At 74.8% G+C, this 24,473-nt stretch carries 29 protein-coding genes and 1 pseudogene; 17 read left to right on the forward strand and 13 right to left on the reverse strand.

Annotation, left to right across the window (positions count from 1 at the left end; genetic code table 11):
• Positions 1 to 22: 22 nt before the first annotated feature.
• Positions 23 to 886, reverse strand: a complete 864-nt coding sequence (gene fdhD / locus ACH9D2_RS08465; protein WP_396362398.1) for a formate dehydrogenase accessory sulfurtransferase FdhD — start codon at positions 884 to 886, stop codon at positions 23 to 25.
• Positions 887 to 1,268: 382 nt separating this feature from the next.
• Between fdhD and ACH9D2_RS08470 the strand changes: the two genes are divergently transcribed.
• The 5 genes from ACH9D2_RS08470 (at position 1,269) to ACH9D2_RS08490 (ending at position 4,914) form a co-directional block, all read left to right on the forward strand.
• Complete coding sequence (locus ACH9D2_RS08470) at positions 1,269 to 1,856, forward strand: alternate-type signal peptide domain-containing protein (protein ID WP_396362399.1); 588 nt, start codon at positions 1,269 to 1,271, stop codon at positions 1,854 to 1,856.
• 96 nt (positions 1,857 to 1,952) lie between these two features.
• Positions 1,953 to 2,549 carry a hypothetical protein gene (locus ACH9D2_RS08475; protein WP_396362400.1) on the forward strand — a complete coding sequence of 199 codons (597 nt, stop codon included), beginning with the start codon at positions 1,953 to 1,955 and terminating at the stop codon, positions 2,547 to 2,549.
• A gap of 16 nt (positions 2,550 to 2,565) precedes the next feature.
• Positions 2,566 to 3,570 (forward strand): hypothetical protein, encoded by a 1,005-nt coding sequence (locus tag ACH9D2_RS08480; RefSeq protein WP_396362401.1) that lies wholly within the window; start codon positions 2,566 to 2,568, stop codon positions 3,568 to 3,570.
• Complete coding sequence (locus ACH9D2_RS08485) at positions 3,567 to 4,169, forward strand: signal peptidase I (protein WP_396362402.1); 603 nt, start codon at positions 3,567 to 3,569, stop codon at positions 4,167 to 4,169. The genes ACH9D2_RS08480 and ACH9D2_RS08485 overlap by 4 nt, the downstream gene beginning before the upstream one ends.
• Positions 4,162 to 4,914, forward strand: coding sequence for a PIG-L deacetylase family protein (locus ACH9D2_RS08490; RefSeq protein WP_396362403.1), 753 nt, complete (start codon positions 4,162 to 4,164; stop codon positions 4,912 to 4,914). The genes ACH9D2_RS08485 and ACH9D2_RS08490 overlap by 8 nt, the downstream gene beginning before the upstream one ends.
• A gap of 24 nt (positions 4,915 to 4,938) precedes the next feature.
• On the opposite strand, the gene ACH9D2_RS08495 is transcribed toward ACH9D2_RS08490, so the two are convergent.
• From ACH9D2_RS08495 to ACH9D2_RS08505, 3 genes are all read right to left on the reverse strand, one after another.
• Entirely contained in the window at positions 4,939 to 6,153 is a 1,215-nt protein-coding gene (locus tag ACH9D2_RS08495; protein ID WP_396362404.1) for an MFS transporter, read from the reverse strand.
• Entirely contained in the window at positions 6,146 to 7,432 is a 1,287-nt protein-coding gene (locus tag ACH9D2_RS08500; RefSeq protein ID WP_396362405.1) for a glycosyltransferase 87 family protein, read from the reverse strand. The genes ACH9D2_RS08495 and ACH9D2_RS08500 overlap by 8 nt, the downstream gene beginning before the upstream one ends.
• 316 nt (positions 7,433 to 7,748) lie before the next feature.
• Complete coding sequence (locus ACH9D2_RS08505; RefSeq protein WP_396362406.1) at positions 7,749 to 8,090, reverse strand: hypothetical protein; 342 nt, start codon at positions 8,088 to 8,090, stop codon at positions 7,749 to 7,751.
• Positions 8,091 to 8,440: 350 nt separating this feature from the next.
• Here ACH9D2_RS08505 and ACH9D2_RS08510 point away from each other — a divergent pair, with 350 nt between their 5' ends.
• Positions 8,441 to 9,175 (forward strand): GAF and ANTAR domain-containing protein, encoded by a 735-nt coding sequence (locus tag ACH9D2_RS08510; RefSeq protein ID WP_396362407.1) that lies wholly within the window; start codon positions 8,441 to 8,443, stop codon positions 9,173 to 9,175.
• 94 nt (positions 9,176 to 9,269) lie between these two features.
• On the opposite strand, the gene ACH9D2_RS08515 is transcribed toward ACH9D2_RS08510, so the two are convergent.
• On the reverse strand, positions 9,270 to 10,079 hold the full coding sequence (locus tag ACH9D2_RS08515) for an SDR family oxidoreductase (protein WP_396362409.1): 810 nt from the start codon (positions 10,077 to 10,079) through the stop codon (positions 9,270 to 9,272).
• A 179-nt stretch (positions 10,080 to 10,258) separates the two neighbouring features.
• On the opposite strand from ACH9D2_RS08515, the gene ACH9D2_RS08520 reads away from it, so the two are divergent.
• Complete coding sequence (locus ACH9D2_RS08520; protein ID WP_396362410.1) at positions 10,259 to 10,930, forward strand: hypothetical protein; 672 nt, start codon at positions 10,259 to 10,261, stop codon at positions 10,928 to 10,930.
• Between the two features lie 37 nt (positions 10,931 to 10,967).
• Here ACH9D2_RS08520 and ACH9D2_RS08525 read toward each other — a convergent pair whose 3' ends face one another.
• Positions 10,968 to 11,897, reverse strand: coding sequence for an alcohol dehydrogenase catalytic domain-containing protein (locus ACH9D2_RS08525; RefSeq protein WP_396362411.1), 930 nt, complete (start codon positions 11,895 to 11,897; stop codon positions 10,968 to 10,970).
• Positions 11,898 to 12,047: 150 nt separating this feature from the next.
• Here ACH9D2_RS08525 and ACH9D2_RS08530 point away from each other — a divergent pair.
• Positions 12,048 to 12,404 (forward strand): annotated as a pseudogene (locus ACH9D2_RS08530) (VOC family protein); the annotation flags it as partial.
• Between the two features lie 67 nt (positions 12,405 to 12,471).
• On the opposite strand, the gene ACH9D2_RS08535 reads toward ACH9D2_RS08530, so the two are convergent.
• The 5 genes from ACH9D2_RS08535 to moaC all read right to left on the reverse strand — a co-directional run bounded on the left by ACH9D2_RS08535 (position 12,472) and on the right by moaC (position 15,715).
• Positions 12,472 to 12,930, reverse strand: coding sequence for an SRPBCC family protein (locus tag ACH9D2_RS08535; protein WP_396362412.1), 459 nt, complete (start codon positions 12,928 to 12,930; stop codon positions 12,472 to 12,474).
• Between the two features lie 121 nt (positions 12,931 to 13,051).
• A complete protein-coding gene (gene moeB, locus ACH9D2_RS08540) occupies positions 13,052 to 14,230 on the reverse strand; it encodes a molybdopterin-synthase adenylyltransferase MoeB (RefSeq protein WP_396362413.1) in 1,179 nt (392 codons plus the stop codon).
• Between the two features lie 5 nt (positions 14,231 to 14,235).
• Positions 14,236 to 14,688: a molybdenum cofactor biosynthesis protein MoaE gene (locus ACH9D2_RS08545; protein WP_396362414.1), complete on the reverse strand. Its 453-nt coding sequence runs from the start codon at positions 14,686 to 14,688 to the stop codon at positions 14,236 to 14,238.
• Entirely contained in the window at positions 14,685 to 15,221 is a 537-nt protein-coding gene (locus ACH9D2_RS08550; protein ID WP_396362415.1) for a molybdopterin-binding protein, read from the reverse strand. The genes ACH9D2_RS08545 and ACH9D2_RS08550 overlap by 4 nt, the downstream gene beginning before the upstream one ends.
• Entirely contained in the window at positions 15,218 to 15,715 is a 498-nt protein-coding gene (moaC, locus tag ACH9D2_RS08555) for a cyclic pyranopterin monophosphate synthase MoaC (RefSeq protein WP_396362416.1), read from the reverse strand. The genes ACH9D2_RS08550 and moaC overlap by 4 nt, the downstream gene beginning before the upstream one ends.
• Before the next feature lie 172 nt (positions 15,716 to 15,887).
• Here moaC and ACH9D2_RS08560 point away from each other — a divergent pair, with 172 nt between their 5' ends.
• The 3 genes from ACH9D2_RS08560 (at position 15,888) to ACH9D2_RS08570 (ending at position 18,539) form a co-directional block, all read left to right on the forward strand.
• Positions 15,888 to 17,096: a globin domain-containing protein gene (locus tag ACH9D2_RS08560; protein ID WP_396362417.1), complete on the forward strand. Its 1,209-nt coding sequence runs from the start codon at positions 15,888 to 15,890 to the stop codon at positions 17,094 to 17,096.
• 94 nt (positions 17,097 to 17,190) lie between these two features.
• Positions 17,191 to 17,658 carry a pyridoxamine 5'-phosphate oxidase family protein gene (locus ACH9D2_RS08565; protein WP_396362419.1) on the forward strand — a complete coding sequence of 156 codons (468 nt, stop codon included), beginning with the start codon at positions 17,191 to 17,193 and terminating at the stop codon, positions 17,656 to 17,658.
• Positions 17,659 to 17,783: 125 nt separating this feature from the next.
• Positions 17,784 to 18,539 carry an alpha/beta fold hydrolase gene (locus ACH9D2_RS08570; protein ID WP_396362420.1) on the forward strand — a complete coding sequence of 252 codons (756 nt, stop codon included), beginning with the start codon at positions 17,784 to 17,786 and terminating at the stop codon, positions 18,537 to 18,539.
• A gap of 4 nt (positions 18,540 to 18,543) precedes the next feature.
• On the opposite strand, the gene ACH9D2_RS08575 is transcribed toward ACH9D2_RS08570, so the two are convergent.
• Both ACH9D2_RS08575 and ACH9D2_RS08580 read right to left on the reverse strand, forming a co-directional pair.
• Positions 18,544 to 18,930 (reverse strand): hypothetical protein, encoded by a 387-nt coding sequence (locus ACH9D2_RS08575; RefSeq protein ID WP_396362421.1) that lies wholly within the window; start codon positions 18,928 to 18,930, stop codon positions 18,544 to 18,546.
• Positions 18,931 to 19,060: 130 nt separating this feature from the next.
• A complete protein-coding gene (locus tag ACH9D2_RS08580; protein ID WP_396362422.1) occupies positions 19,061 to 20,293 on the reverse strand; it encodes a molybdopterin molybdotransferase MoeA in 1,233 nt (410 codons plus the stop codon).
• Positions 20,294 to 20,342: 49 nt separating this feature from the next.
• On the opposite strand from ACH9D2_RS08580, the gene ACH9D2_RS08585 reads away from it, so the two are divergent.
• The 6 genes from ACH9D2_RS08585 (at position 20,343) to ACH9D2_RS08610 (ending at position 24,444) form a co-directional block, all read left to right on the forward strand.
• Entirely contained in the window at positions 20,343 to 20,714 is a 372-nt protein-coding gene (locus ACH9D2_RS08585) for a biopolymer transporter Tol (RefSeq protein ID WP_396362423.1), read from the forward strand.
• Between the two features lie 66 nt (positions 20,715 to 20,780).
• Positions 20,781 to 21,878 carry a GTP 3',8-cyclase MoaA gene (gene moaA, locus ACH9D2_RS08590; protein ID WP_396362424.1) on the forward strand — a complete coding sequence of 366 codons (1,098 nt, stop codon included), beginning with the start codon at positions 20,781 to 20,783 and terminating at the stop codon, positions 21,876 to 21,878.
• Positions 21,879 to 21,883: 5 nt separating this feature from the next.
• The gene (locus ACH9D2_RS08595; protein ID WP_396362425.1) at positions 21,884 to 22,150 is read left to right on the forward strand and encodes a MoaD/ThiS family protein; all 267 of its coding nucleotides are present in this window, start codon (positions 21,884 to 21,886) and stop codon (positions 22,148 to 22,150) included.
• A 4-nt stretch (positions 22,151 to 22,154) separates the two neighbouring features.
• The gene (locus ACH9D2_RS08600; RefSeq protein WP_396362426.1) at positions 22,155 to 22,742 is read left to right on the forward strand and encodes an NTP transferase domain-containing protein; all 588 of its coding nucleotides are present in this window, start codon (positions 22,155 to 22,157) and stop codon (positions 22,740 to 22,742) included.
• Positions 22,743 to 22,780: 38 nt separating this feature from the next.
• Positions 22,781 to 23,077: a DUF6457 domain-containing protein gene (locus tag ACH9D2_RS08605; RefSeq protein ID WP_396362427.1), complete on the forward strand. Its 297-nt coding sequence runs from the start codon at positions 22,781 to 22,783 to the stop codon at positions 23,075 to 23,077.
• Complete coding sequence (locus ACH9D2_RS08610) at positions 23,077 to 24,444, forward strand: molybdopterin-binding protein (protein ID WP_396362428.1); 1,368 nt, start codon at positions 23,077 to 23,079, stop codon at positions 24,442 to 24,444. Before ACH9D2_RS08605 ends, ACH9D2_RS08610 begins: the two co-directional genes overlap by 1 nt.
• Positions 24,445 to 24,473 lie beyond the last annotated feature (29 nt).

Raw genomic sequence — 24,473 nt, forward strand, 5'->3', positions numbered from 1 at the left:
CGCCGCGACCCTCCCCGCGCACTCAGGGGACGAGGCGCTCCCGGTGGGCGTAGGCGTTGAAGGAGCTCCCCCGGCTGAAGCCGAGCAGCGTGACGCCCGTCCGCTCCGCGAGGTCCACGGCGAGGGCCGACGGCGCCGAGACGGCCGCGAGCGCCGGGACGCCGGCCATGTACGCCTTCTGCACCAGTTCGAACGAGGCGCGGCCCGAGACCTGCAGCACCGTGGAGCGCAGGGGCAGGAGACCCTCGCGCAGGGCCCAGCCCACCACCTTGTCCACGGCGTTGTGCCGGCCCACGTCCTCGCGCACGCACAGCAGCTCGGGCTCGACGCCGCCGCCGTCGGGCCCGGCGTAGCCGTCCGGGAAGCGGAAGAGACCCGCGGCGTGGACGCCCCCGGTCGTGGCGAACAGCTTCTGCCCGGTGCGCAGCCGGTCCGGCAGGGCCAGGACGGCGGGCACGGGGAGCCGGGCCGGGTCCCCGGCCGGGTCGTAGGACGAGACCTTGGTGACGGCCTCGATGGAGGCCGTCCCGCAGACCCCGCACGACGACGACGTGTAGACGTGCCGCTCCATCGAGGTGTCGGGCAGCGCGACGCCGGGCGCGAGCCGCACCTCCACCACGTTGTAGGTCCGCTGCCCGTCCGGGCCGATGCCGCTGCGGTAGTCCATCTGCACGATCTCGGACGGCGCGCGCACCACGCCCTCGGAGACGAGGAAACCGGCCACGAGGTCGAAGTCGTGGCCGGGCGTGCGCATGGTGACCGTGAACGGGCTGCCGTCGAGACGGATCTCCAGGGGTTCCTCGCCGGCCAGGGTGTCCGCCCGCCCGGACGCGTCGCCGTCGGCGGTGTACCGGTGCACGCGGCGGCGCTGGGAAGCTCGGGTCATGGCGGTCCTCCGGTCCCGGCCCCACCGGCGGGGAGCCCTCCCCGGCATCCTAGGCGCGCCCCGGGAGGCCGCCGAAACGCAGCGATTACCGACAAGTAACGTCAGGTGAAGTGGGGACAGGAAAAGCCTGTTCGAATTCATAGACTTTTGTCTAGAGTTGACGTGTCAAGGGGATTCCGCGGCAGGGGCTGCCGGCGGACTCCCCGGGCGATCCACTGCGGCTCCCGGGCCGGCGCGCCGAGGCGCGGCCGTCGCGCCGGGCACCCCGTCCCCCGTGACCCGGAGGGGACCGGCTGCCCGCCGCCTCCGCGGACTCCTCACCGGATGCCCGGCACGACACCCTCGCTCTCCCCTCACCCCTCTCTCGCTCGAAGGCGGAACCATGAACGCTGCATCGCAGAACCCCCTGTCCGAGTCCACCGCGCCGGCCGGCCGGAACCGGCGGGCCGGCAAGGCCGTCCTGGCCGGCGCCGTGGCCCTCGGCCTGCTCGCTGCCGGCGGCGGCACCTTCTCCAAGTGGTCCGACTCCGAGGCCGTCGCCTCCGACGACACCGTCTCCACCGGCGAGCTGAGCCTCGCCCTGGCGGAGGGTGCCACCTGGACCGACGGCGCCGACAGGCCCATCGACATCGACACCTACCAGGTCGTTCCCGGCGACACCGTCAAGCTGAAGGTCTCCCCGACCATCCAGGCGGAGGGCGACAACCTCAGGGGCACCCTGGCCCTGGACCTGCCGGCGAACCTCGAGCCCGTCCTCGGCACGTACGTCGACCACGACCTGGAGGTCCGCGGCCTCCAAGACACGAACGGCGACAAGGTCCACGACGTCACCGAGGCGGACGACAACACCACGGTCGACGTGACCGCGGCCTTCACGTGGAAGGCCGACAGCGTCACCGACCAGCAGGGACAGAACATCCCGGCCCAGGCCCTGAAGGGCTTCGACCTGGTGCTCGACCAGAGCCTCTGACCCGCCGCGCGAGACCCCGGTGCGGCGGCGACGCCGCACCGGGCCGCTCCGCCCCTCGCACACCCCGTCCCACCCGTCTCACCCCCAGAGGCTCCCATGACGCGCTCCCACCGCCCCCGCCCCTCGGCCGCCGGCCGCGCCCTCGCCGCCGCCGCGGCCTCGCTGCTGGCCCTGACCCTGCTCGGCAACGGCCTCGGGACGGCCGCCCGCTGGTCCGACGCGGCCCCGCTCGAGACGCGGTCCGTCGGCACCGGCGCCCTCGACGTGGCGCTGGAGCCCGCCAGGACGACCCTCCAGCACACCGATCTCGACCCGTCCACCGGCGCCGTCCTCCGCGGGACCACCGCACTGACCGGCCCGGCGGACGCCCTTCCCGCGCTGGCACCCGGCGACACCGTGGTCGTCACGACCCGCGCGGTCCTCGACGTCGAGGGCACGAACCTCACCGCGACCCTCTCGGTCGATCCCGGCGTGCCGGCCGGCAGCGCGGTGGTCCCGCGCGTGGAGCTGGCGCCGGCCCCCGGCGCGGAACCGCCCCTGCCCGGTCCCGGACCGTCCTCCTGGACCGTGACCGCGGCCCACGACGGTGCGGTCTACGACATCACCGTCTCGTACGACGTCTCTCCCGACCCCTCCGTCCAGGGCGCGACGGTCGCCCCGGGCCTCCTCGCCGTGGCCCTCACCCAGAACTGATCCCCCAGGAGTTCCCATGAGCCAGTACCGCACCCCCACGGCCTACGTGCTCGGCGTCCTCGTCCTGCTGGGCGTCATCGTGCTCACCACCCCGAACGGCGGGACCCACGCCCGCTGGTCCACCACCGCACAGGCCGAGGTTCCCGCCATGACCGCGGGCCGGATCGGCTTCGACGTCGTCGGCGCCGGGAGCTCGGCGACCTTGTCCAACACCTCGGGGTTCGGTGTCGGGTACCGGCCGCTGCACGTCTCCCTGACCGGCACCGCCGGCGAGCCGGTGACCACGCCGGCGGGGATGCGCTTCACCTACCGCACCGGCACGGACTGCGGCGAAGCGGACGCACCTGAGGCGTGGACCGCCGTCGCCCCGGGCGGGTCCGGCCCGGTGGCCGTCCTCGGGGAGACCCGGGCACCCCTCGAGCGGGACCGGCCCGCCGGGCTGTGCCTGACGGTCTCGACCGAGGACGTCGCCGAGGAGGCGCTGCTCCCCCTCGCCGGCCTGCGGCTGCAGGCGGTCACCCGGCTGGAGGCCGCCTCCCTCGGGGACGGCACCTGGTCGACGAGCCGTTCCTGGACGGTGCCGTTCACGGTGGAGCCGCCGCCCGCGGACCCGCCGGCCGAGGAGCAGACGCCTGCGGACCCGCCGGCCACGACGGCTCCCGCCCGGCCGGGGGCGACGGATCCCGGGCGGTGCGGTGCGGACACGAGCGGCGCGCTGCTCCGGTGGACCTGGCCCGACGGCGCTCCTGCCGTCACCGCGTGGCAGATCCGGGTGCGGCCCGTGGGCAGCACCGGGGCGCCCACCCTGGTGCTGACCGTGCGGGACAGCAGCGCGAGGGAGGCCTGGCTCACCGCAGCCGATCTTCCGAGCACGATGCACTCCCCCGGCCAGGACCACGAGGTCCTCGTCCGGGCCGTCCTCGCCACGGGCGACAGCACCCACGTGGACAGTCCCTACGCCTGGAAGATCAAGAGCCCCGGCGAGAGCCGCCGCATCATCTGCGGAGGACTCCCGTCATGACCACCGCGCTCCGCACGGCCCTCCACCCGCTGCTGGCGGCCCTCCTGGCCGCGGTGGCCGCGCTGCTGCTCGCCGTCGTCGTCGTTCCGCTCGCGCTGGGATGGGTGCCCCTGACGGTGCTCTCCGGCTCGATGGAACCGACCGTCCCGACCGGCAGCCAGGTCGTCGTCGCACCCCTCGAGGGCGAGGACGACGCCGCGGGGCTGAGCACCGGGGACGTCGTGACGTTCATGCCCCGCCCGGACGACCCCACCCTCGTCACCCACCGGATCGTGGGCGTGGCGGTGGACGGCGAGGGACGGCGCAGCTTCACGACCCGGGGCGACGCCAACGCCGTCCCGGACGCCGAACCGGTCACCGCCGACCAGCTGCGCGGCCTGGTGAGGTACCACGTGCCCTGGGCCGGCTACGCCGCCACGCTGCTGGACGCGGAGCAGAAGCGCGGCGGGGTCGTGCTCGTCGCCGCGTCCCTGTTCTGCTACGCGCTGTGGCAGCTCGTGGGCGCGGTCCGGGACCGCACGCCTCCCGCGCACGTCGACATCGACCGGGCCGTCGTTGCCGGTCCCCGCGACCGGGGCCATGATGGGGACCATGACTGAGACTCCGCTCACGCACGTCGACGAGAACTGGCAGCGGGCCCTGGTGGTGGTCGCGCACCCGGACGACATGGAGTTCGGCGCCGCCGCGGCCGTGGCCCGCTGGACCGGACAGGGCAAGGACGTGGTCTACTGCCTCGTCACCAGCGGGGAGGCCGGCATCGACGGGCTCGAGCCGCAGCAGTGCGGCCCCCTGCGGGAGGCGGAGCAGCGGGAGTCGTGCCGGATCGTCGGCGTGGCGCAGGTGGAGTTCCTGCACCAGCCGGACGGGGTGCTCGAGTACGGGGTGGCGCTGCGGCGGCGGATCGCCGAGGTGGTCCGCCGGCACCGCCCGGACGTGGTGATCACCAACAACTTCCGGGACACCTGGGACAACGCCACCAACCTGAACCAGGCCGACCACATCGCCACGGGCCGCGCCACCCTGGACGCCGTGCGGGACGCCGGCAACCGGTGGGTCTTCCCCGAGCAGATCGAGGCCGGCCTGCAGCCGTGGCCCGACGTGCTGGCGGTGTGGGCGGCGGCCTCCCCCGACGCCCGGCACGCGGCGGACGTCACGGAGACCTTCGACGCCGGCGTGGAGTCCCTGCGGGCCCACAGCGCCTACCTCGACGGCCTCGGCTGGACCGACTTCGACCCGGACGCCTTCCTGCGGGGCAACGCCGCCGCCGTGGGCGAGCGGCTCGGAGTGCCGCTCGCGAGCTCCTTCGAGGTGCTTCCCCTGCAGTGGGGCGGCGCCGAGGACTGAGCACCGCTCCTCCGGCGGGCGCGGTCAGGCCGGCTCGGGCTCGCGCAGGACCGTGAGGACCAGGAGCACGGCGAGGACCACGAGGGCCGCCACGAAACCGACCGCCCCCGACCAGCCGGTGGCCGTGTAGAAGAAACCGCCGGCCGTGCCCAGCACGGACGAGCCGGCGTAGTAGAAGAGCGTGTAGAGGGACGAGGCCTGCGCCTTGCCGGTGCGGGAGCGCACCGGCACCCACCCGGAGGCCACGGCGTGCGCGGCGAAGAATCCTGCGGTGAACAGCAGCAGCCCCACCACGACCACGGGGATCGACGGGACGAGCGTGGCCAGCAGCCCGGCGAGCATGACGACTCCGCTGCTCACCAGGACCACCCGGCGCCCGTGGGCCGCCGCGATCCGTCCTGCGGTCCCGGAGGACCAGGTGCCCGAGAGATAGGCGAGGAAGAGGAGGCTCACCACGGTCTGGGAGACCCCGAACGGCTCCTCGCCGAGGTGGAAGCCCAGATAGTTGTAGATCGCCACGAACCCGCCCATGAGCAGGAAGCCCTGCAGGTAGAGCACCACCAGGCCGCGGTCCGCGAGGTTGGCGCGCAGACGCCCCAGCAGTCCGGCCGGTCCGGTGAGCCGGACGGTCTGGCGCACGAAGCCCCGCTGGCGCGGGGCGATCAGGACGAACACCACCGCGGCGAGCGCGGCGAGCACACTCACGGTGATCGTGCCGGTCCGCCAGCCGAACGCGTCGCCCACGGGTGCGGCGATGATGCGCCCGGCGAGTCCGCCCAGGCTCGTGCCCGCCACGTAGGTGCCGGCGGCCACGGCTGCGTGCCGGCGGTCGAGCTCCTCCGCGAGATAGGCCATGGCCACGGCGGGGATCCCGCCCAGGGCGACGCCCTCCGCGAAGCGCAGCGCCACCACGGCCTCGAAGCTCGGCGCCAGGGGCATGACGAGCCCCAGGGCAGTGGCGGACACCACGGCCATCACCATGGTCCGCAGCCGGCCCCACCGGTCGGAGACCACGGACCACGGCAGGACGCCCACGGCGAGGCCGAGGGTCGCGGCGGAGACGCCCAGGGACGCCTCCGCGGCATCGATCCCGAGGTCCGTGGCCATGAGCGGCAGCACGCCCTGCACGGAGTAGAGCTGCGCGAACGTCGCCACCCCGGCGCACAGCAGGGCCAGCAGCACCCTGCGGTAGCCCGGGCTGCCGCGGTCGTAGCCGGCCCAGGAGCCGGGCTCAGCCACGGCCCGCGTCGCCGGCGCCCCGGGTCCCGGCCCGCAGCCCGGTGACCACCCACAGGGCCAGGAGCAGGAACAGCGCGAGATAGGACAGGGCGGCCACGAGGTCGATCGCCGGGCCGGGGACCCCCAGGGGCCGCAGCCACGCGTCCCAGCGGATCGGCCCCACGTACAGGCCCACGAGGGCGACCCCGCCCAGCACCAGGGCGAGCCGGCGCGGGCCGTCCCGGAGGAACGCCGGCCACGCCTCGACCCACAGCGCCGTGAACACGAGCCCCCACCACAGGTGGTGGTGGGACCAGGTGACCGGGGACATGTAGAGCATGACGAGGGCGTTGACCGCGACCACGGAGAGGATCATGCCCCGGGCCGCGAGGACCCGGATCAGCAGGGCGACGCCCACGACCATGGCGAGGACCAGCGCCCAGCGGAGCAGGGGTTCCACCTCTCCGGGGACGCCGAGGTGGAGGAGCACCCCCTGCAGCGAGGTGTTGTCGACGTACGCGGTGTTGCCGACGCGTTCGTCGCTGACCACGGCCTCGGTCCAGAACACGACCGCGTCCCGCGGCAGCACCAGGAACCCGAGCAGCACGGTCGCGCCGAACGTCAGGCCCATCGTGAGGATCGGCCGCAGCTGTCCGCGCACCAGGAACACCAGCCCGAAGGCCAGGGGCGTCAGCTTGACCCCGGCGGCCAGCCCGATCCAGAACCCGCGGGGGATCCGGCCCAGAAGGGTGTCGTCGCGGGTGCGCAGCAGGTCGTAGAGCACCAGGGCGAGGAGCAGCGCGTTGATCTGCCCCAGACCGATGTTGCGCATCCAGGGCCCCGACCACAGCAGCACCGCGGTGCCGGCGGCCACGGCGGTGGCCGGGCCCAGCAGGTTCTGCAGCGGCAGCGGGCGGCCGCGGGCGGCCGCCCGGCGCAGGAGCACGGCGGAGAGCCCTGCGGCGATGCCGATCGAGGTGAGCCCCAGGACGAGCTCGGTGAGCCACTCGGGAAGGTAGGCGAGCGGCACGAACAGCAGCGCCGCGAACGGCGGGTAGGTGAACGGCAGTCCGCCGTCGTCGTGCAGGCTCAGCCCGGGCCCGTAGAGCTCGTCGGCGAACCCGTGCCGGTCCACCACGGCCATGCCGCCGAGCCGGTAGACGTCCAGGTCGATGCTGCCGTCGAAAACCAGCCAGACGGACCGCACCAGCACGCCCGCCAGCAGCAACCACGCCAGGCCGGTCAGCACCGTCGAGCGTCCGGCGCGGGACGTGACGGCGGTGGAGGAAGAGCTCACCATGGCCTCAGTTCTCGGGTGGGTGCGCGCAGGAGCGGACGCACACGGGGCGCGGACCCCCGCGGGCCACGCGGGCGGCGGAGCCGTGCTGCACGGTAGCGCGGTCCGCGGCCGCCCGGACCGGCTCTCCCGACCGTGCGACGGCGTGCGGGGTCGGACCCCACTCTAGGCCAGCCCGGCCACGCAACGAGATCGCCGGTGACCGGCCGCGGCCACCGCGGCGGGCCGGTGCCGGGCCGGACGGGGAAAGAGGAGCGCGGCCCTCGACCGGCACCCCGCGACCGTGCGCCCCCGGCTCAGGGGCGGCCTGAGGCCCTGCTCACCGGCTCCAGGCCTCCAGCCGGCGCACGACCGGGGGCAGGGCGGACCGGTGACCGGGCAGGTCGTCGGGGACCACCAGCTCCACGGCCCCGGCTCCGGCGCCGCCCATGGTCCCGTCGTGGTCGACGGCCCAGCGCAGCAGGTCCACCGCGATCGCCTCGACGTGGTCGGCGGCGGTGAGATCGACGCTGACGGTCACCGGGGGGATCAGCGTCCGGGCCCGGCGCACCAGCGGATACAGGACGTGCTGGTTGGCCTCGGTCAGGCAACCGGTGACGGCCAGGCGCACGTAGGCGCCGCCGAGGTCGACCTGCACGAGAACGGAGAGTCTGTGGTCCACGAGAGCATCCTTCGTCGCATGCCGTCTGTCGCACGGCCGTCTGCTCGACCTCCGTCCAGGGTAGGATCCCCCGTCCACATCAGCCACCGCCCCGTGCGTTTTCTGTCCTCCGCCGGTGCGCACCGGCCCGCGGGCGACGGCCGTGGGCTCGCTCCGGTGGTCGGGATCCGGACGGACGCGCGCACCGGACGCCGGGACGCCACGGCGCCCGGCGCCGAGCGTCCGGGAACACGGCATGATGGACCCTGAGGACCCCGAGGACACCGAGGACACCGAGGACCCCAAGGCCCCGACGACCAGGGCCGACGGCACCTGCACCGCGTGCCCGCTGCGACCACCGGAGGAAGACCATGACGGAGCACGAGACGAGCGGCGCGCCCGCGGCACCGCTGCACGAGCTGCTGCTCGAGAGCGAGGACATCACGTCCTTCCTCCACGCCCTCACGACCACCATCGCCCAGGCCCTGTCCACCCACGGGGACGAGGTGTGGTGCGCGGTCACCCTGCTGCGGCCGAAGCGGTCGTCGACCGTCGCCTCGTCCAGCCCCGAGGCCGAGGCGCTGGACGAGATCCAGTACCACTACGGTGACGGCCCCTGCCTGACGGCCTCCCGCGAGCACCGGCTGGTCCACGTCCCGGACACCCGTGCCGACCCCCGCTGGCCCGAGTACGGCAGGGCCGCCGCCGCCAACGGCGTCCTCTCCGCCCTCGGGGTGCCCCTGGAGCTCGCCGGCGAGGCCGCCGCGGCCCTGGACCTCTACGCGGACCGCCCCCACAAGTTCGACCCGGCGACGATCGAGGTCGTCCAGCGCGAGGTGGCCTCCGCCTCCACCGCGCTGCTCCTGGCCCTGCGGATGGAGAAGCACCGGGACGCCGAGGCGGACCTGAAGGCGGCCATGGCGTCGCGGACCACCATCGACCTGGCCGTGGGCATCGTCATGGGCCAGAACCGCTGCACGCAGGAGCAGGCCTTCGACATCCTGCGGGCCGCCTCCAGCAACCGCAACGTCAAGCTGCGCGACCTGGCCGCGGAACTGGTCACCACCGTCGGACAGGGCCCGGCCACCACCCACTTCGACCCCTGAGGGCCCGTCCGCGCACGGGCGGCCGCCGGGGGCGTTCGAGCGCCCGGCGCTCCGGGCTCGGAGGAAACCGTGGTGTCCTGCGACGCGGGCGGAGCTACCCCTTCCGCCACTCGTCGCTCGTCAGGTGGGAGCCCGCCTGCGGCCCCATCTGCACCATGCCGCCGTCCACGACCCAGGACGCCCCGGTGACGTAGGCGGAGGCCGGGGAGGCGAGGAACGCGATGACCGAGGCGATCTCGCGGGCGTCCCCGGGCCGGCCCAGCGGCACGCCGGGGCGGTGGGTGGACCGCGGGTTCTCGTCCTCCTGCCCTGTCATGGGGGTGGCGATCTCCCCGGGGGCCACCGAGTTCGCGGTGATCCCGTGCTCCCCCAGCTCGAGGGCGATGGTCTTCACGAGCCCGCCGAGACCGTGCTTGGCGGCGTCGTAGGCGCTCGAGCCCACCCGCGGCACGTGCTCGTGGACGCTCGTGACGGCGATCAGCCGGCCGCCCCGGCCGGCGGCCACCATGTGCCGCGCCGCCGCCTGGAGGCACACGAACGCGCCGTCGAGATCGGTGGCCAGCACCTTGCGCCACGTGGCCAGGGACGTCTCCAGGAACGGGACGTTCGCCCCCGTGCCCGAGTTGTTCACGAACACGTCCACGCCGCCGAGCCGCTCCACGAGGCCGTCGACGACGTCACCGCAGCTCTCCAGCTCCGTGGTGTCCAGGCGCGCCACCACGGCCCGGCGGTCGTAGGACCGGACCTCCTCCGCCGTCCGCTCGGCGCCGGCCTCGTCCTGGTGCCAGGTGATCCCCACGTCCAGGCCGGCCGCCGCGAGCGCCACGGCGGTGGCCCGCCCGATGCCGGAGTCGGAGCCGGTCACCACGGCCGTGCGCGGTGTGAAGTCGGGAGTGCGTTCCATGGTCGTGACCTTCCGTCCGAGCAGCGCGCGGACCGCCGTGCGGGGCGGCCCGGGGGCACCAGCCTATGTCCGGCGGTGACGTGGAGCACACCCCCGGGCGGCGCCCGGCCCCATTGCGGACCGCCACCGACGGGAGGAGCATGTGGAGCACGCTGATGGCCGGACGTGAGGAGAGAGTCATGGCACCCCAGGACCCGTCAGGATCGACCGCTCCGGAGGGGCCCCGGGGGGCCGGAACGGACCGCCCGGGCTCATCCACCCCGCGGGGCCGCCGGCAGGAGGTGGTCGCGGCGGAGAAGCGGGAGTTCGGGGGCATGAAGTTCGGCTCCGCGTTCTTCGGCTGGATGACCGCCACGGGCATCGCCGTGCTGCTCACCGCCCTGCTCGGCGCGATCGGCGCGGGCGTGGGGGTGGCGACCAGCACCGATCCGCGCGAGATCGCGGAGCAGGTGGCCCAGGACGCCGGCACCGTGGGCGTGGTCAGCGGGATCGCCCTCGCCCTGGTCCTCTTCGTCGCCTACTTCGCCGGGGGCTACGTGGCCGGGCGCATGGCCCGGTTCGACGGCGCCAAGCAGGGGGTGGCCGTGTGGCTCTGGGCGATCCTCGTCGCGGTCGTCCTGGCGGTCCTGGGCGCGGTGGCGGGCGAGCAGTTCAACGTCCTGCGCGAGCTCAACAGCTTCCCGCGGATCCCGATCGGCGAGGGCACCCTGACCACGGGCGGCATCATCGCCCTGGTCGTCGCCGTCCTGATCCCGCTGCTCGCGGCGGTCCTGGGCGGTCTGGCCGGGATGCGCTTCCACCGGAAGGTGGACCAGGTCGGGATCGACCACCAGTACCGGTCCCACTTCTGAGCCGACTCTCCGAGAGCGGGCTTCCGGGACCCGGGCGTCAGAGCTCCAGGACGAGGCGCCCGCGCACGCCACCGGCCTCGAGCCGGCGGTGCGCCTCGGCGGCGTCCGCGGCGGGAAGGACGTCGGCCACGCGCAGGGACAGCACGCCCTCCTCCACGTACCGGCGCAACCGGTCGAGCTTCTGACCGGAGTGGTACTCCTGGGGCACGCTGATCCGGTGCACCCTGATCCCGCGGCCCGGGTCCCCCGTCCAGTGCCGCACGGTCGCGAAGCCCCCGCCGTCCCGGACGGCGGGAGCCGCCTTCTCGTGGAGCACGGCAGCGTCCACGAGGGCGTCGACCCCGTCGGGGAAGAACTCGCGGATCCGCTCCGCGACGTCGTCGCCGCGGGCGACCACGTGGTCGGCGCCCAGGCTCTCCACGAGCTCCAGGTCCTGGTCCGACGCATCGGCCACGACGGTCAGGCCCTCGTGCTTGGCCAGCTCCACCACATAGTTGCCCAGGGTCCCCGCGGCCCCGGTGACGGCCAGGGTCTGCTCGGGCTGCAGGTCCAGCACCTCGAGGATCTGCAGGGCGGTGAGCCCGTTCATGGGCAGCGTGGAGGCGGTGGCGAAGTCCGTGCCCGCCGGGAGGCGGGCGATCGAGTCGTCCGGGGCGACCAGGAACTCCGCGTAGGCGCCCCCGTGCTCCCCGCGCGGCAGGGCGATGGCCATGACCGCCTCCCCCACGTGCCAGGCGCTGCCCTGCCCGACCTCGTCGATGATCCCGGCCGCGTCCATCCCCGGCACGTACGGCGGCCGCAGGTGCTCCAGCGGCTGACCGCCGGCGCGCAACACGGTGTCCGTGGGGCTGACGGCGGCCGCCCTGACCCGGATCCGCACCTCCCCGGGCCCGGGGCGGGGGTCCGGCACCTCGTGGACGGCGAGGACCTCGGGTCCTCCGAACGACTCGACTCCGATGACCTGCATGCCCGTTCCAACCCCGGAGGGCGCCCACCCATTCCGATGCCTTTCCGATGCCGCCCTGACATGCGGGCGAGGCGCCTGTCACACCGTTGCGCCCCCACTGGCCGGGGGCCATGCTGAAGGCGGGTCCTGCCGCACCAAGAAGGGAACGTCATGGCACCGACAGAATTCATCACCCTTCCCGTCTCGGACCTGGAGCGGTCGAAGCGGTTCTACTCCTGTCTGGGCTGGCGCCTGCACCCCGCGTTCGAGGGCAGCGGCGCCGGGACCGTCGAGATCCGCGAGGACGAGCACGTCATGGTCCTGAGCGAGGACCGCCACCTGCGCCTGGTGGGCCCGGGAACGCCCGGCACCCCGGCCGACGCCTCGGTCGTCAACGCGCTCAGCGTCGACTCCCCCGACGAGATCGACACCATCGTGGACCGCGCCGTCCGCGCCGGCGGGACCGAGGGGGACGCCCAGGACTACGGCTTCCTGCGCTCGCGCTGCTTCCGGGACCCCGACGGCCACCAGTGGGAGATCCTGTGGGTCGATCCGGCATCGGCCTCCGTCCGTGCTGCCACGGCGGCTCAGGCGCTCACTTCTCGGAGACCGCCGCCGAGAGCCGCTCGAGGGAGTGCTCCAGGGCGCCCTCCTGGAAGAGCGGGAAGGACACGGCCTTCAGGGCCTCCGGGGTCGCGTGCTCCCAGGAGTACGTCTCGGTGACCAGCGTGGCGCCGGGGCCCTGGGGCTCGAGCGCCCAGATCCACTCCCAGCCCTCCAGCTCCGCGCCCTGCGGCTTGGGCTTCCAGGCGAGGAGTTTGTTCTCGTCGTAGCCGGAGACGGTGTTCTCCATGACGTAGTCGCCGCCCATGTGCTCGCCGTTCATGTTCATCACGAACACCTGGCCGACCTCCTGGATGCGCTGGTCGTCGCCGGAGACGACGGTGCCGGAGCCGTCGATCTGCTGGTGGCGCGAGGGCAGGCTCAGGACGTCGAAGATGGCGTCGGCCGGGGCGTCGATGGTGCGGCTGGCGGAGATGCTGTTCTCGGACACGTGGAATCCTCTCGTCGTCAACGGTACGGCCCCACCGTAGGCAGACGGGGCCGACCCGTGGCCAGGGCTGTCCGCTCCCCGCGTAGTGCGGGGGCAGCGCGGCAGGGGTCCCGCCGCCCGGTCAGTAGGGCCGCTGGGACGGGTCCACCTGCTCGATCCACGCCAACACCCCGCCCTGGAGGTGCGCGACGTCGGGGTGCCCCGAGGCCACCAGGAGCCGCAGGGCTCGCTCGGAGCGTGCCCCGGCCTTGCAGTGCAGCAGCACCCGGCGGTCCGGGTCGATCCCCGCGAGGGCCTCCCCGGACTCGAACTGCCCCAGCGGGACCAGCCGCGCGCCGGGGATCGCCGCGAGCCGGGCCTCGTAGGGCTCCCGGACGTCGACGAGCTCGAAGTCCGCCGCGCCGCGCTCCCGCGCCGCCAGCAGCGCCGCGAGCTCGGGAGCCGTGACGGTCGGGACGTCCTCGGGCAGCGGGGCGGGGCCGGGCGCCGGGCAGGCGGGGGCGCCGTCCTCGGCCGCGGCGAGGGACGTGGCGGGAGCGCGGCCCGGCGTGGGCGCGAGCGGGATCTCCCACCAGCGCGCCGAGAGGGCGTCGTAGGTGGCGACCCGGCCGAGCATCGTGGTGCCGATCCCGGTGACCAGCTTGACGGCCTCGACCGCCATGGCCGTGCCCAGCAGGCCCGGCAGCACGCCGAGCACCCCGGCCTCGGCGCAGTTGGGCACCGTGCCCGGCGCCGGGGGCACGGGGTAGAGGTCGCGGTAGGTGGGCCCGTGCGCGCCCCAGAACACCGAGTACTGGCCGTCGAAGCGCAGGATCGAGCCCCACACGTGCGGGAGACCGGCCAGCTCGCACGCGTCGGAGACGAGGTACCGGGTCTCGAAGTTGTCCGTGCCGTCGAGGACGAGGTGGTAGCCGGCCAGGACGTCCTCCGCGGTGGCCGCCGTGAGCCGCTCGCGGTGCTCCACGACGCGCACCAGCGGGTTGAGGTCGGCGATCCGTGCGGCGGCCGAGGCGGTCTTGGCCGCGCCCAGCGTGGTCCCGCCGTGGATCACCTGGCGCTGCAAGTTGGAGGTCTCCACGACGTCGTCGTCGACGATCCCGAGGGTCCCGACGCCCGCGGCGGCGAGGTAGAGCAGGGCCGGGGAGCCGAGGCCGCCCGCGCCCACGCACAGCACCCGGGCGTTCTTGAGCCGGCGCTGGCCCACCTCGCCGATCTCGGGGACGGTCAGGTGACGGGCGTAGCGGCGCAGCTCGGCGTCGGTGAGCGCCGGGGCGGGGTCGACGAGCGGGGGCAGGTCCACGGCGTTCAGGCGTCCAGTCCGACCCACTCGGTGGAGCCGTCCGCGAACAGCTGCTCCTTCCAGATGGGCACCTCGGTCTTGATCCGGTCCACGAGCGCGTCGCAGGCGGCGAACGCGAGCTTGCGGTGGGCGGAGGCCACGGCGGCCTCCAGGGCGGAGTCCCCGACCCGCAGGTGGCCGATCCGGTGGGCGGCCCAGATGCGCACCCCGGGGAACTCCTCGGCGACCCGGCGGGCAACGTCCTGGATGGCCCGGTCCGCGCCGGGGTGGCAGGTGTAGTCGAGGCTGGTGACGGCGCGGCCGCCGTCGTGGTCGCGGATGACGCCGCTGAAGGAGACCACGGCGCCGGTGCGCTCGTCCTGCACGGCCGCGACGGCCTGCCCGTGGTCCAGCGGTTCGACCGTCACGAACGCGGCGACGACGGCCGTGTCGGCCTGGATGGGTCCGGGGGTGCTCAACGGTCGGTCTCCTCGTGCGATCGGTGGTCGTGGTGGGCGTCGTGCCCGCGGTCGCGCCTGCCCTCGAGCTGGTCGCAGACGTGGTCGAGGAGCGGTTCGAGCACCGTCAGCCCGTCCCGCACCCCTCCGGTGGAGCCGGGGAGGTTGACCACGAAGGTGGAGCCGCTGACCCCGGCGTGCCCGCGGCTGAGGACCGCCAGCGGCGTGCTCCGGCGGCCCTCCGCCCACAGGGCCTCCATGACGCCGGGCAGCTCCCGGTCCAGGAAGGGCCGGGTGACCTCGGGGGTGAGGTCGTCCGGGGCGAGGCCGGTCCCGCCGCTGGTCACGACCACCCGGGGACGGTCCTCGGGGGCGCGGGCCACGAGCAGCCGCTCGAGCTCGGCGCGGACGTCCTCGCCGTCGGCCACCACGAAGGGGCCCTCGACCGCGAAGCCGTGGGAGCCGAACCAGTCGGCGGCGATCCGCCCGCTCCGGTCCTGGTAGGCCCCGGCGGCGGCGCGGGTGGAGGCGACGACGACGGCGGCGCTCCTCATGCGGAGTCCCCGCCGGTCCGCACCCAGTCCCCGGACTTGCCGCCGGACTTCGCGAGCACCCTGACCCGGTCGATCTCCGCGAGCTTGTCCACGGCCTTGATCATGTCGTAGAGCGTCAGCGCGGCCACCGTCGCCGCGGTCAGCGCCTCCATCTCCACGCCCGTCACCCCGCGGGTCCGCACCGTCGCGCTGATCCGCACGCCGTCCGCCAGCCGGTCGAAGTCCACGGTCACCTTGCTGATCGGCAGGGGGTGGCACAGCGGGACGAGCTCCGGGGTCTTCTTGGCCGCCATGATCCCCGCGACCCGGGCCACCGGCAGGGCGTCCCCCTTGGGGAGGTCCGCGGCGAAGACCTGCTCGACGACGTCGGGGCGGGTGCGCAGCGTGGCCGTCGCGGTGGCCTCGCGGGTGGTGACGGCCTTTCCCGAGACGTCCACCATGTGCGCGGACCCGTCCGCGCGCACGTGGGTGAGGCCCTGCTCCTGATCGGTCATGTCGTTCCGGTCCCCTTCGCCTCTGCCGGTCGGTGCGTCCCTCCCATTCTGGCCCACGACGGGACCGGGCACCGCCGTGTCATGTCCTGGTACGGCGTCCGGTGCGGTGCTAGCTTGACGGAACGCGACCAGAGCGCCGTCGACGACGTCGGTGCCCCTGAAGGAGCCCACCGTGCTGTCGGACACCTCGTACCCCGTTGTCAAGGCCACGCTCCCCGTGGTCGGGGAGAACATCCAGGAGATCGCCCAGCGCTTCTACGCGCACATGTTCGGGGAGCACCCCGAGCTGCTGGACGGGCTGTTCAACCGCGGCAACCAGGCCGACGGCCGGCAGCAGCAGGCGCTGGCCGGTTCCGTGGCCGCCTTCGCCGGCTACCTGGTGAACAAGCCCACCGAGCTCCCGGACCACCTGCTCTCCCGCATCGCGCACAAGCACGTCTCCCTGGGACTGCACCCGGACCAGTACCAGATCGTGCACGACAACCTCATGTGGGCCATCGTGGACGTCCTGGGCGACGCCGTGACCCCGGAGGTCGCCGCGGCCTGGGACGAGGTCTACTGGCTGATGGCCAACATGCTCATCAACCAGGAGCGGGGCCTCTACGACGCGGTCCGGCTCTCCCCCGAGACCGTCTGGCGGACCTGGCGGGTGGTCGAGAAGATCCCCGAGACCGAGGACGTCGTCACCTTCGTGGTGGAGCGCGTCGACGAGCGCGAGGTGAAGCGGTCCCTGCCGGGGCAGTACGTGACGCTGAAGATGGAGATGCCCGACGGGGTGCAGCAGCCCCGGCAGTACAGCCTGACCCGCGCCGACGACGGCCACCACCGGCGCTTCGCGGTCAAGCGGGTGCGCGGCAACGGCACTCCGGCCGGCGAGATGTCCACCCTCCTGCACGACCAGGTGCAGGTGGGCGACGAGGTCGTGCTGTCGGTGCCCTCCGGCGACGTGGTCCTGGAGTACAGCGACCGGCCCCTGGTCCTGGCCAGCGCCGGCATCGGCGTCACCCCCATGGCCGGCATGCTCTCGCACCTGGTGAAGGACGGCTCGCAGCGCACGGTGCGGTTCTTCCACGCGGACACCTCCCCGGAGACGTTCGCGCTGCGCGGGCAGATCGAGGAGGACCTCGGCGCCCTGCAGGACGGGTCCCTGACGGCGTGGTTCGAGCAGCCCGCGGGGACCGGGCAGAGGAGCGGCGACGAGCGCGAGGGGTTCATGGACCTCCGCGCGATGGACCTCCCGAACGACGCCCAGTACTACCTGTGCGGCCCGCTCCCGTTCATGCAGGCCGTGCGCAGCGCGCTCATCGCCCGCGGCGTCCCGGCCCGGGACATCCAGTACGAGGTGTTCGGCCCGGACCTCTGGCTCGCCGACTTCGAGTGACGGGGGCCGTGGACGCCCCCGGAACAGAACGAGGCGCAGAACGAGGACCAGGACGCGGCAGCAGACCGGGACAGCGACGACGACGGAGGACACGATGACGGACACGCACGGCAACGACGTGGAGGAGCTGGCGGTCAACAGCTGCTGGGAACTGCTGCGGGACGCGGGTGTGGGCCGCCTCGCCGTGTGGGTGGAGGACCACCCGGACATCTTCCCGATCAACTTCGTGGTGGACCACGGCACGCTCGTCTTCCGCTCGGCCGAGGGGACGAAGATCGCGGGCGCGCTGACCGACGTCCCCGTGGCGGTGGAGATCGACGGGTACGACGAGTCCTCCGCGAAGGCGTGGAGCGTGGTGGTCAAGGGCCGCGCCGAGCGTATCCAGCAGGTCCAGGAGCTGATGGACACCGTGGACCTGCCGTTGTTCCCGTGGCAGACGGGCCAGAAGGGCGTCTTCGTCCGTGTCATCCCAGGCTCGGTGACCGGCCGCCGGTTCCCCGTCGCGGACCCGGGCGTGTGGCGCACCCCGCTGTCGGGGGCGCGGCGCGCCCCCGACGAGTGAGTGCCGGGCCGACGCGGCGACCCGGAGGGTCCGGCCGTCCCGAGGGGTCGGACCGGCCGACCTGCCGCCCACCCGGCGGCCTCCACCTCGACGTGCGCGACGACGGGCCCCCGGACGGGGAGCCCGTGCTACTGCTGCACGGCTTCCCGCAGGACGGCACGTGCTGGACCCGGGTCGCGCCCGTGCTGCAGCGCGCGGGGCTGCGCACGCTCGTGCCCGACCAGCGGGGCTGCGCCCCCGGGGCACGGCCGCGGGGCCGCCGCGCCTACCGGCTCGAGCTGCTCGTCCAGGACGCCGTGGCGCTGCTGGACGCCGCCGGACTGGACCGGGCGCACGTCGTCGGCCACGACTGGGGCGGGATCGTGGCGTGGGCCCTCGCCGCCCACCGGCCGGAGCGGACGGCGTCCCTGACGGTGGCCTCGGTCCCGCACCCCCGGGCCCTGGCACGCTCCCTGACGCGCTCGCCGCAGGCGCTGCGCTCGGCCTACGTCGGGGCCTTCCAGCTGCCCCTCCTCCCGGAGGCGCTGCTCGGACCGCGCCTCGAGGACCTCCTGCGCCGTTCCGGCCTGCCCGCCGCGGAGGCGGCCCGCTACGCGGCGCGGATGCGGGAACCCGGCGCGCTCACAGGGGCCCTGAACTGGTACCGCGCCCTGCCGCTGTCGCGGCTGCGCACCGGTCCGGTCGACGTGCCGACCACGTACGCGTGGGGCAACCGGGACCTCGCCCTGGGCCGGCGGGCCGCGGAGCTGACGGCGGAGCAGGTGCGGGGGCCCTACCGGTTCGTGGAGCTGGACGCCGGCCACTGGCTGCCCGAGACCCGGGCCGAGGAGCTGGCGGGACTGGTGCTCGAGCGCGTCGGCGGAGTCGCGGCCGCCCCGTAGCGGCTCAGCCCCGCGGGGCGGGGTCCTCGGCCGGGGTGTCCCCGCGCCGGCGCCCGGGGGTCCCCGCGATGCGCAGCGCGGCCTGGACCGCCAGCAGCGCGAACGCCGCGTAGTAGATCCACACGGAGGGGTAGAGCTGGGGGACGGTGCCGTTCCGGCCGACCAGGGTGAGGACGAACAGGACGGCGCCGACCACGAGCAGCCCGAGGTGCGCGGTGCCGTAGGCGCCCCGCTCGCCGCGGCGGGCGAGGAAGATCGCCAGGACGGCGAAGAAGATCGGGAAGAGCATCTGGCCCACCACGGTGATGCCGTTCTGGTGGTACTCGTAGCGGCCGAGCGCCTGGATCACGGCGGTGGCGGCGAGGAGCAGCGGGGCGAGCAGGGACGTCATGGGGACCTGTTCTGTGCGATCGTCCGGTCGGGGGCGCGGACCAGTCTAACGAGCGGCGGCGGCACCGCCGCGGCGAGCTCGGGACCGGCCGGCGCCGCCTCGCCCTGCGGCGGACCGGGCCCGCAGCGGATCAGTCCAGGAGCAGCAGCTCCACCGGGGTTCCCGCCGGAAGCTCGGCCCCGCCCGCCGGCACGAGGACGAGGGCGTTGGCCCGGGCGGCCGCGGCCAGCAGGTGGGAGCCCGGCCCGCCCGTCATCCGCACCGTGGCACCGTCCCAGACGGCACGGCGCACCTGGGTCCGCCCGGGCAGGGGCCGGACGGCCTCCGCCAGGGGCCCCGTGGCGCGGGCCCGCGGGGCCGGGGCCCCCACGATCTCGGTCAGGGCGGGGCGGAGGAACATCTCGAAGGACACGAGGGTGCTGACCGGGTTGCCGGGCAGGCAGACGAAGGGCACGCCGCCGGGCGTCGCGAGACCCTGCGGCCCGCCGGGCTGCATCGCGACGTGCACGAACTCGCCGTGGGGCTCCAGCACCTGCCGCACGACCTCGTAGGCGCCCTCGCTGACCCCGCCGGAGGAGACGAAGAAGTCGGGCCGCCGCGCCGTGTCCTCGGCCAGGCGCACCGCGAAGGCTTCGGCGTCGTCGGAGACCAGGCGGGCGCCGATCACCTCCACGCCCGCCTCCGCGAGCTGGGCGCGCAGGATCGCCGCGTTGGCGTCGAAGATCTGGGCGGGGCCGCGCGCGGCACCGGGCGGCACGACCTCGTCGCCCGTCGTGTAGAGCACGGCCCGGGGGCGGGCGCGCACGGTCAGCTCCGCGCGCCCCAGGGCGGCGGCGAGCCCGATCCGGGCCGGCGTGAGCCGCTGCCCCGCGGCCAGCGCCGTGTCCCCCTCGGCGACGTCCTCCCCCGCCCTGCGGACGAACCGCCCGGCCGGCTGGCCCGCCGGGAGCCGCAGGAGCGTCCCCGGCGCAGGGAAGCCCCCCGGCATCGACTCCTCGACGGGCACGACCGCGTCCGCACCGGGGGGCAGCGGCGCGCCGGTCATGACGGGGGCCGCCTCCCCGGGAGCCAGCGGACCGGGGACGTGGCCGGCGGGCACGGGGGCGACGACGACGAACGGCGTGCGCCCGTCCTCGCCCGGCGCCGCCCGGCTGTCGGCGGCGCGGATCGCGAAGCCGTCCATCTGGGAGTTGTCGAAGGGCTGCAGGCTCAGGGGCGCCACGAGGTCCGCGGCCAGGACCCGGCCCGGCGCGGCCGCCAGGGGGACGGTCTCCGTCCGGGCCCGGAGGCCGCGCAGGGCGTCCGCGACCGCACGGCGGTGCTCGTCGACGCTGCGGACCGGGTGCTGCGCGTGCCTGCTCATCTCCACAGCGTAGGTGCCGGGCCGGGCCCGTCCTGGCAGGATCGGAGCCATGACGCGACGGGACGTGGAGCACACGCCGGACGGCCGGTGGATCGTGGTGGACGGCCGGCGGTGGCGCCGGCAGGATCCCGCGCTGCCGCCGGAGGTCGCGGCCCGGTTGCGGTCGCACCTGGGCCGGGCCCGCGCGGCCGTCCGCACGGTGCGGCGGCACGGCACGGAGGAGGAGCTGCGGGCCGTGCGGGACCGGGTGGGGCTCGCGAAGCTGGGCCTGGGTGAGCGCGGCACGCCGTGGTGGGAGCAGTCGTCCGCCGAGCGGGAGGCCCGGTGGACGGACGCCCTCGCGCAGCTGGACGCCCAGGCCCCACCGGAGCCGGATGACGCGGCGCGGAGCGCGGGGCGTTCTCGGCATGCTGCGGACTGATTACACTGGGCGGACCATCCCGGCGCGCCCAGACCCTGCGCGCCGGCGGACCACCGAGGCGGTGACATGAGCGTTTCCCTGGGACTTCCGCAGATCCGCAGTGCCGGACCGGCGCCGAGCGGCGCGCCGCGGGAGGCGGGGCTCGTGGACCGCCACGGCCGCCGCGCCACCGACATGCGGCTGTCGGTGATCGACAAGTGCAATCTGCGCTGCACCTACTGCATGCCCGCCGACGGCCTCCCCTGGCTGCCCGCCGCGCAGCTGATGACCGCGGGCGAGATCGCCCGGCTCGTCGGCGTGGGCGTGACCGAGCTCGGGATCGCCGAGCTGCGCCTGACCGGCGGGGAACCCCTGGTGCGCCGCGACCTCGAGGAGATCGTGGCCGGCGTGCGGGCGGCGCACCCGGGGCTGCCGGTGTCCCTGACCACGAACGGCATCGGCCTGGCCGGACGCGCCCAGGCCCTGGCCGAGGCGGGACTGACCCGGGTCAACATCTCCCTGGACAGCCTGTGCGCCGAGACCTTCCGGCTGCTCGCCCGCCGCGACCGCCTCGCCGACGTCCTCGCCGGGGCCGAGGCGGCCGCCGCGGCCGGACTGGCCCCGGTGAAGATCAACGCCGTGCTGATGCGCGGGGTCAACGACCACGAGGCCCCGGATCTGCTGGCGTGGTCGCTGGCGCGCGGCTTCGCCCTGCGGTTCATCGAGCAGATGCCCCTGGACGCCGACCACGGCTGGACCCGGGCGGACATGGTCACCGCCGCCGAGATCCGCGACCGGCTCTCCCGGCGGTTCCGGCTGTCCCCGCACCCGGCGCGGCGCGACGGCGCCCCGGCCGAGCTGTGGGACGTGCGCCCCGCGACCGCCGCCGCCCAGGACGAGCCGCTGGGCACCGTGGGCGTGATCGCGTCCGTGACGGAGCCGTTCTGCGCCGACTGCAAGCGGACCAGGATCACCGCCGAGGGCAAGGTGCGCAGCTGCCTGTTCTCGCACGAGGAGGTCGACCTGCTGCCGCTGTTGCGCGACGGCGCGACCGACGCCGAGCTCGCCGACCGCTGGCGGGCCGCGATGTGGCTCAAGCCGCGCGCCCACGGCATGGACCACGTGGGTCTGGACTCCGCCGACTACGTCCAGCCGGACCGCTCCATGAGCGCGATCGGGGGCTGAGGGGCGTGCAGGTTCGCTACTTCGCGGCCGCCCGGGCCGCCGCCGGGACCGAGGCCGAGACCGTGCCGCTGGACGGGCCCGCCCTCCCCCGCCGGGAGGTCGAGGCGATGCTGGTCGCACGGCACCCGCAGCCCCTGCCGGGGCGGCCGCCGCTGGCGGAGGTGCTGGCCCGGTCCAGCTTCCTGCTCGACGGCGTGGCCTGCCCCGACCCGCAGGCCCTGGTCCCGGCCGACGCGGTGCTCGACGTCCTGCCGCCCTTCTCGGGCGGGTGAGCGGGTGAGCGCCCCGCGCCCGGTCTTCCACGCCGTGGTCCTGGCCGGCGGCCGCTCCGCCCGCCTGGGCGGCAGGCCCAAGGCCCGGCTCCGGCAGGAGGGACGCACCCTCCTGGAGCTGACACTGGACGCGGTCCGGGAGGCGGCGGGCGTCGTCGTCGTCGGGCCCCCGGACCCGGTCCTTCCCGAGGGCGTGCTGCGGACGCGCGAGGACCCGCCGTTCTCCGGGCCGGCCGCGGGCATCGCCGCCGGGCTGCGCGCCCTCGAGGGCCTGCCCGGCGCGGACTGGACCATGACGCTGGCGTGCGACATGCCCGGCGTGGCCGGTGCCGTGCCCCTCCTGCTGGAGGCCGCCCGGACCGGTCCCGACGCCGCCGGCTACGTCTGCGTCCCGCCCGGCGGCCACCGCCAGCCCCTCGCCGCCCTCTACCGCAGCGACGTGCTGCGCCGGGCGTACACGGGACAGGATCCCGCGGACCGGTCCGTGTTCTCCTTCGTGCGCGGCCTCCCGCTCCGGGACGTCGCCGTGCCCGAGGACACCACCGCGGACGTCGATACGTGGGACGATGTGCAGAGGCACCACCTGACCTGACCACGAGCGGGCGGCCCACCGCCCGGGAGGAGCAGCGCATGCCCAAGGACCTGAGCCCGGCCGAGAACGAGATCCTGGAACGGTGGATCGAGACGGTGCGCGGAGCCCTGGACGTGCCCGACACCGGCTTCCCCGTGGACGCCCTGCTGGGCCTCAGCGGCCGGGTGGCCCACGGCACCGTGCGTCCGGCCGTCCCGGCCACCACCTACCTGCTCGGCTACCACGTGGGCCGCGCGGTGGCCGCAGGAGAGGACGAGCACCGCGTCCTGGAGCGGGCCCTGCAGACCGTCGACGGCCTCGTCCCCGCCGCCCGCCGAACCCCCGAGGAGAACTGATGTCCGGACTGCCCCTGCCCCACGACACCAACAGCCCCTACACGCACGCGCTGCCCGTCATCGAGGACGACAGCGGCACGCCCGAGAGCGCCCCGGAGGAGGTCGAGGCCATCCACGACGCCGAGTGGCACCAGGCTCGGCAGTTCTCCTACGACATCGCCACCGCGCTGCCCAGCCACTGGCTGCCCCTGCGGGAGGCGCTCGGCGAGGTCCTGGCCGAGGACGTCACCGCCCCGATCCCGGTCCCGCACTACGCCTCCTCCGCCATGGACGGCTACGCCGTGGCCGGCTCCCAGCCGTGGACGGTGGTCTTCCCCGAACCCGTGGAGACGGACCCCCGCAAGATGCTGACCATCCCGCCGAAGGAGCTCTACCGCCCGGTGCTCAACCTGGAGCCGGGAGAGGCCACCCGCATCGTCACCGGCGGACTCGTCCCGGCCGGGGCCCGGTCCGTGCTGCGGGACGAGTACGCGCAGCTGTCCGAGGAGGGGACCGTGCTCACGATCGCGGCCCACGCCCCCTCGGCCGAGGACATCCCCTACGGGCAGAACATCCGCCGCACGGGCGAGGAGGTGGCGGCCGGGGACGTCATCCTGCACGCCCAGTGCCTGCTCAACCCGGCGCACATCGCCTTCGCCGCCGTCAGCGGCCACGACATGCTCCCGGTCCGCCGCCGTCCGCGCGTGACCATCCTGCTCACCGGCAGCGAGGTCGTCGAGGACGGGATCCCCGAGCCCGGCCAGGTGCGGGACGCCTTCGGCCCCCAGCTGCCCACGTTCGTGGAGATGCTGGGCGGGTCCGTGGACCAGCTCCGGCGCGTCGAGGACACCGCCAAGGCGATGCTCTCCGCCCTGACCGAGGCGCCCTCCGGCATGGCGTCGGTGCTGGACGCCCGCACCGAGGTGGTCATCACCACCGGGGGGACCGGGCACTCCGACGCCGACCACGTCCGCTCGGCGCTCCTGGAGCTCGGTGCGGTCTTCCTGCTCGACGGCCTCGCCCAGCGCCCGGGCCACCCCACGTTCCTGGCGCGGCTGCCCGAGGACGGCCCCTTCGTCGTGGGCCTGCCGGGCAATCCGCTGGCCGCGATGACCAGCATCTTCACGGTGGCCGAGCCCCTGCTGGCCAAGCTGCACGGCGACCAGCCCCCGGCCACGCGCACCCTGCCCGCGGCCGAGGAGCTGCCGGGCCAGAAGGTCACCGCCCTGGTGCCCGGCTACCTCCGGGACGGGGCGGTCTCCCCGCGGGACCGGGTCGGCGCGAACATGCTGCGCGGGCTCGCGCACGCGGACGTCATCGTGGTGGTCCCGCCGGGCGGCGTGGCCGCCGGGCAGGACGTCGAGGTGGTCCCCCTGCCCTGGCGCTGAGCCGCCGCGGCACGCCGAGGGCCCGGACA

This window comes from Kocuria rhizosphaericola (assembly GCF_044462205.1).
Classification (GTDB): Bacteria; Actinomycetota; Actinomycetes; order Actinomycetales; family Micrococcaceae; genus Kocuria; species Kocuria rhizosphaericola.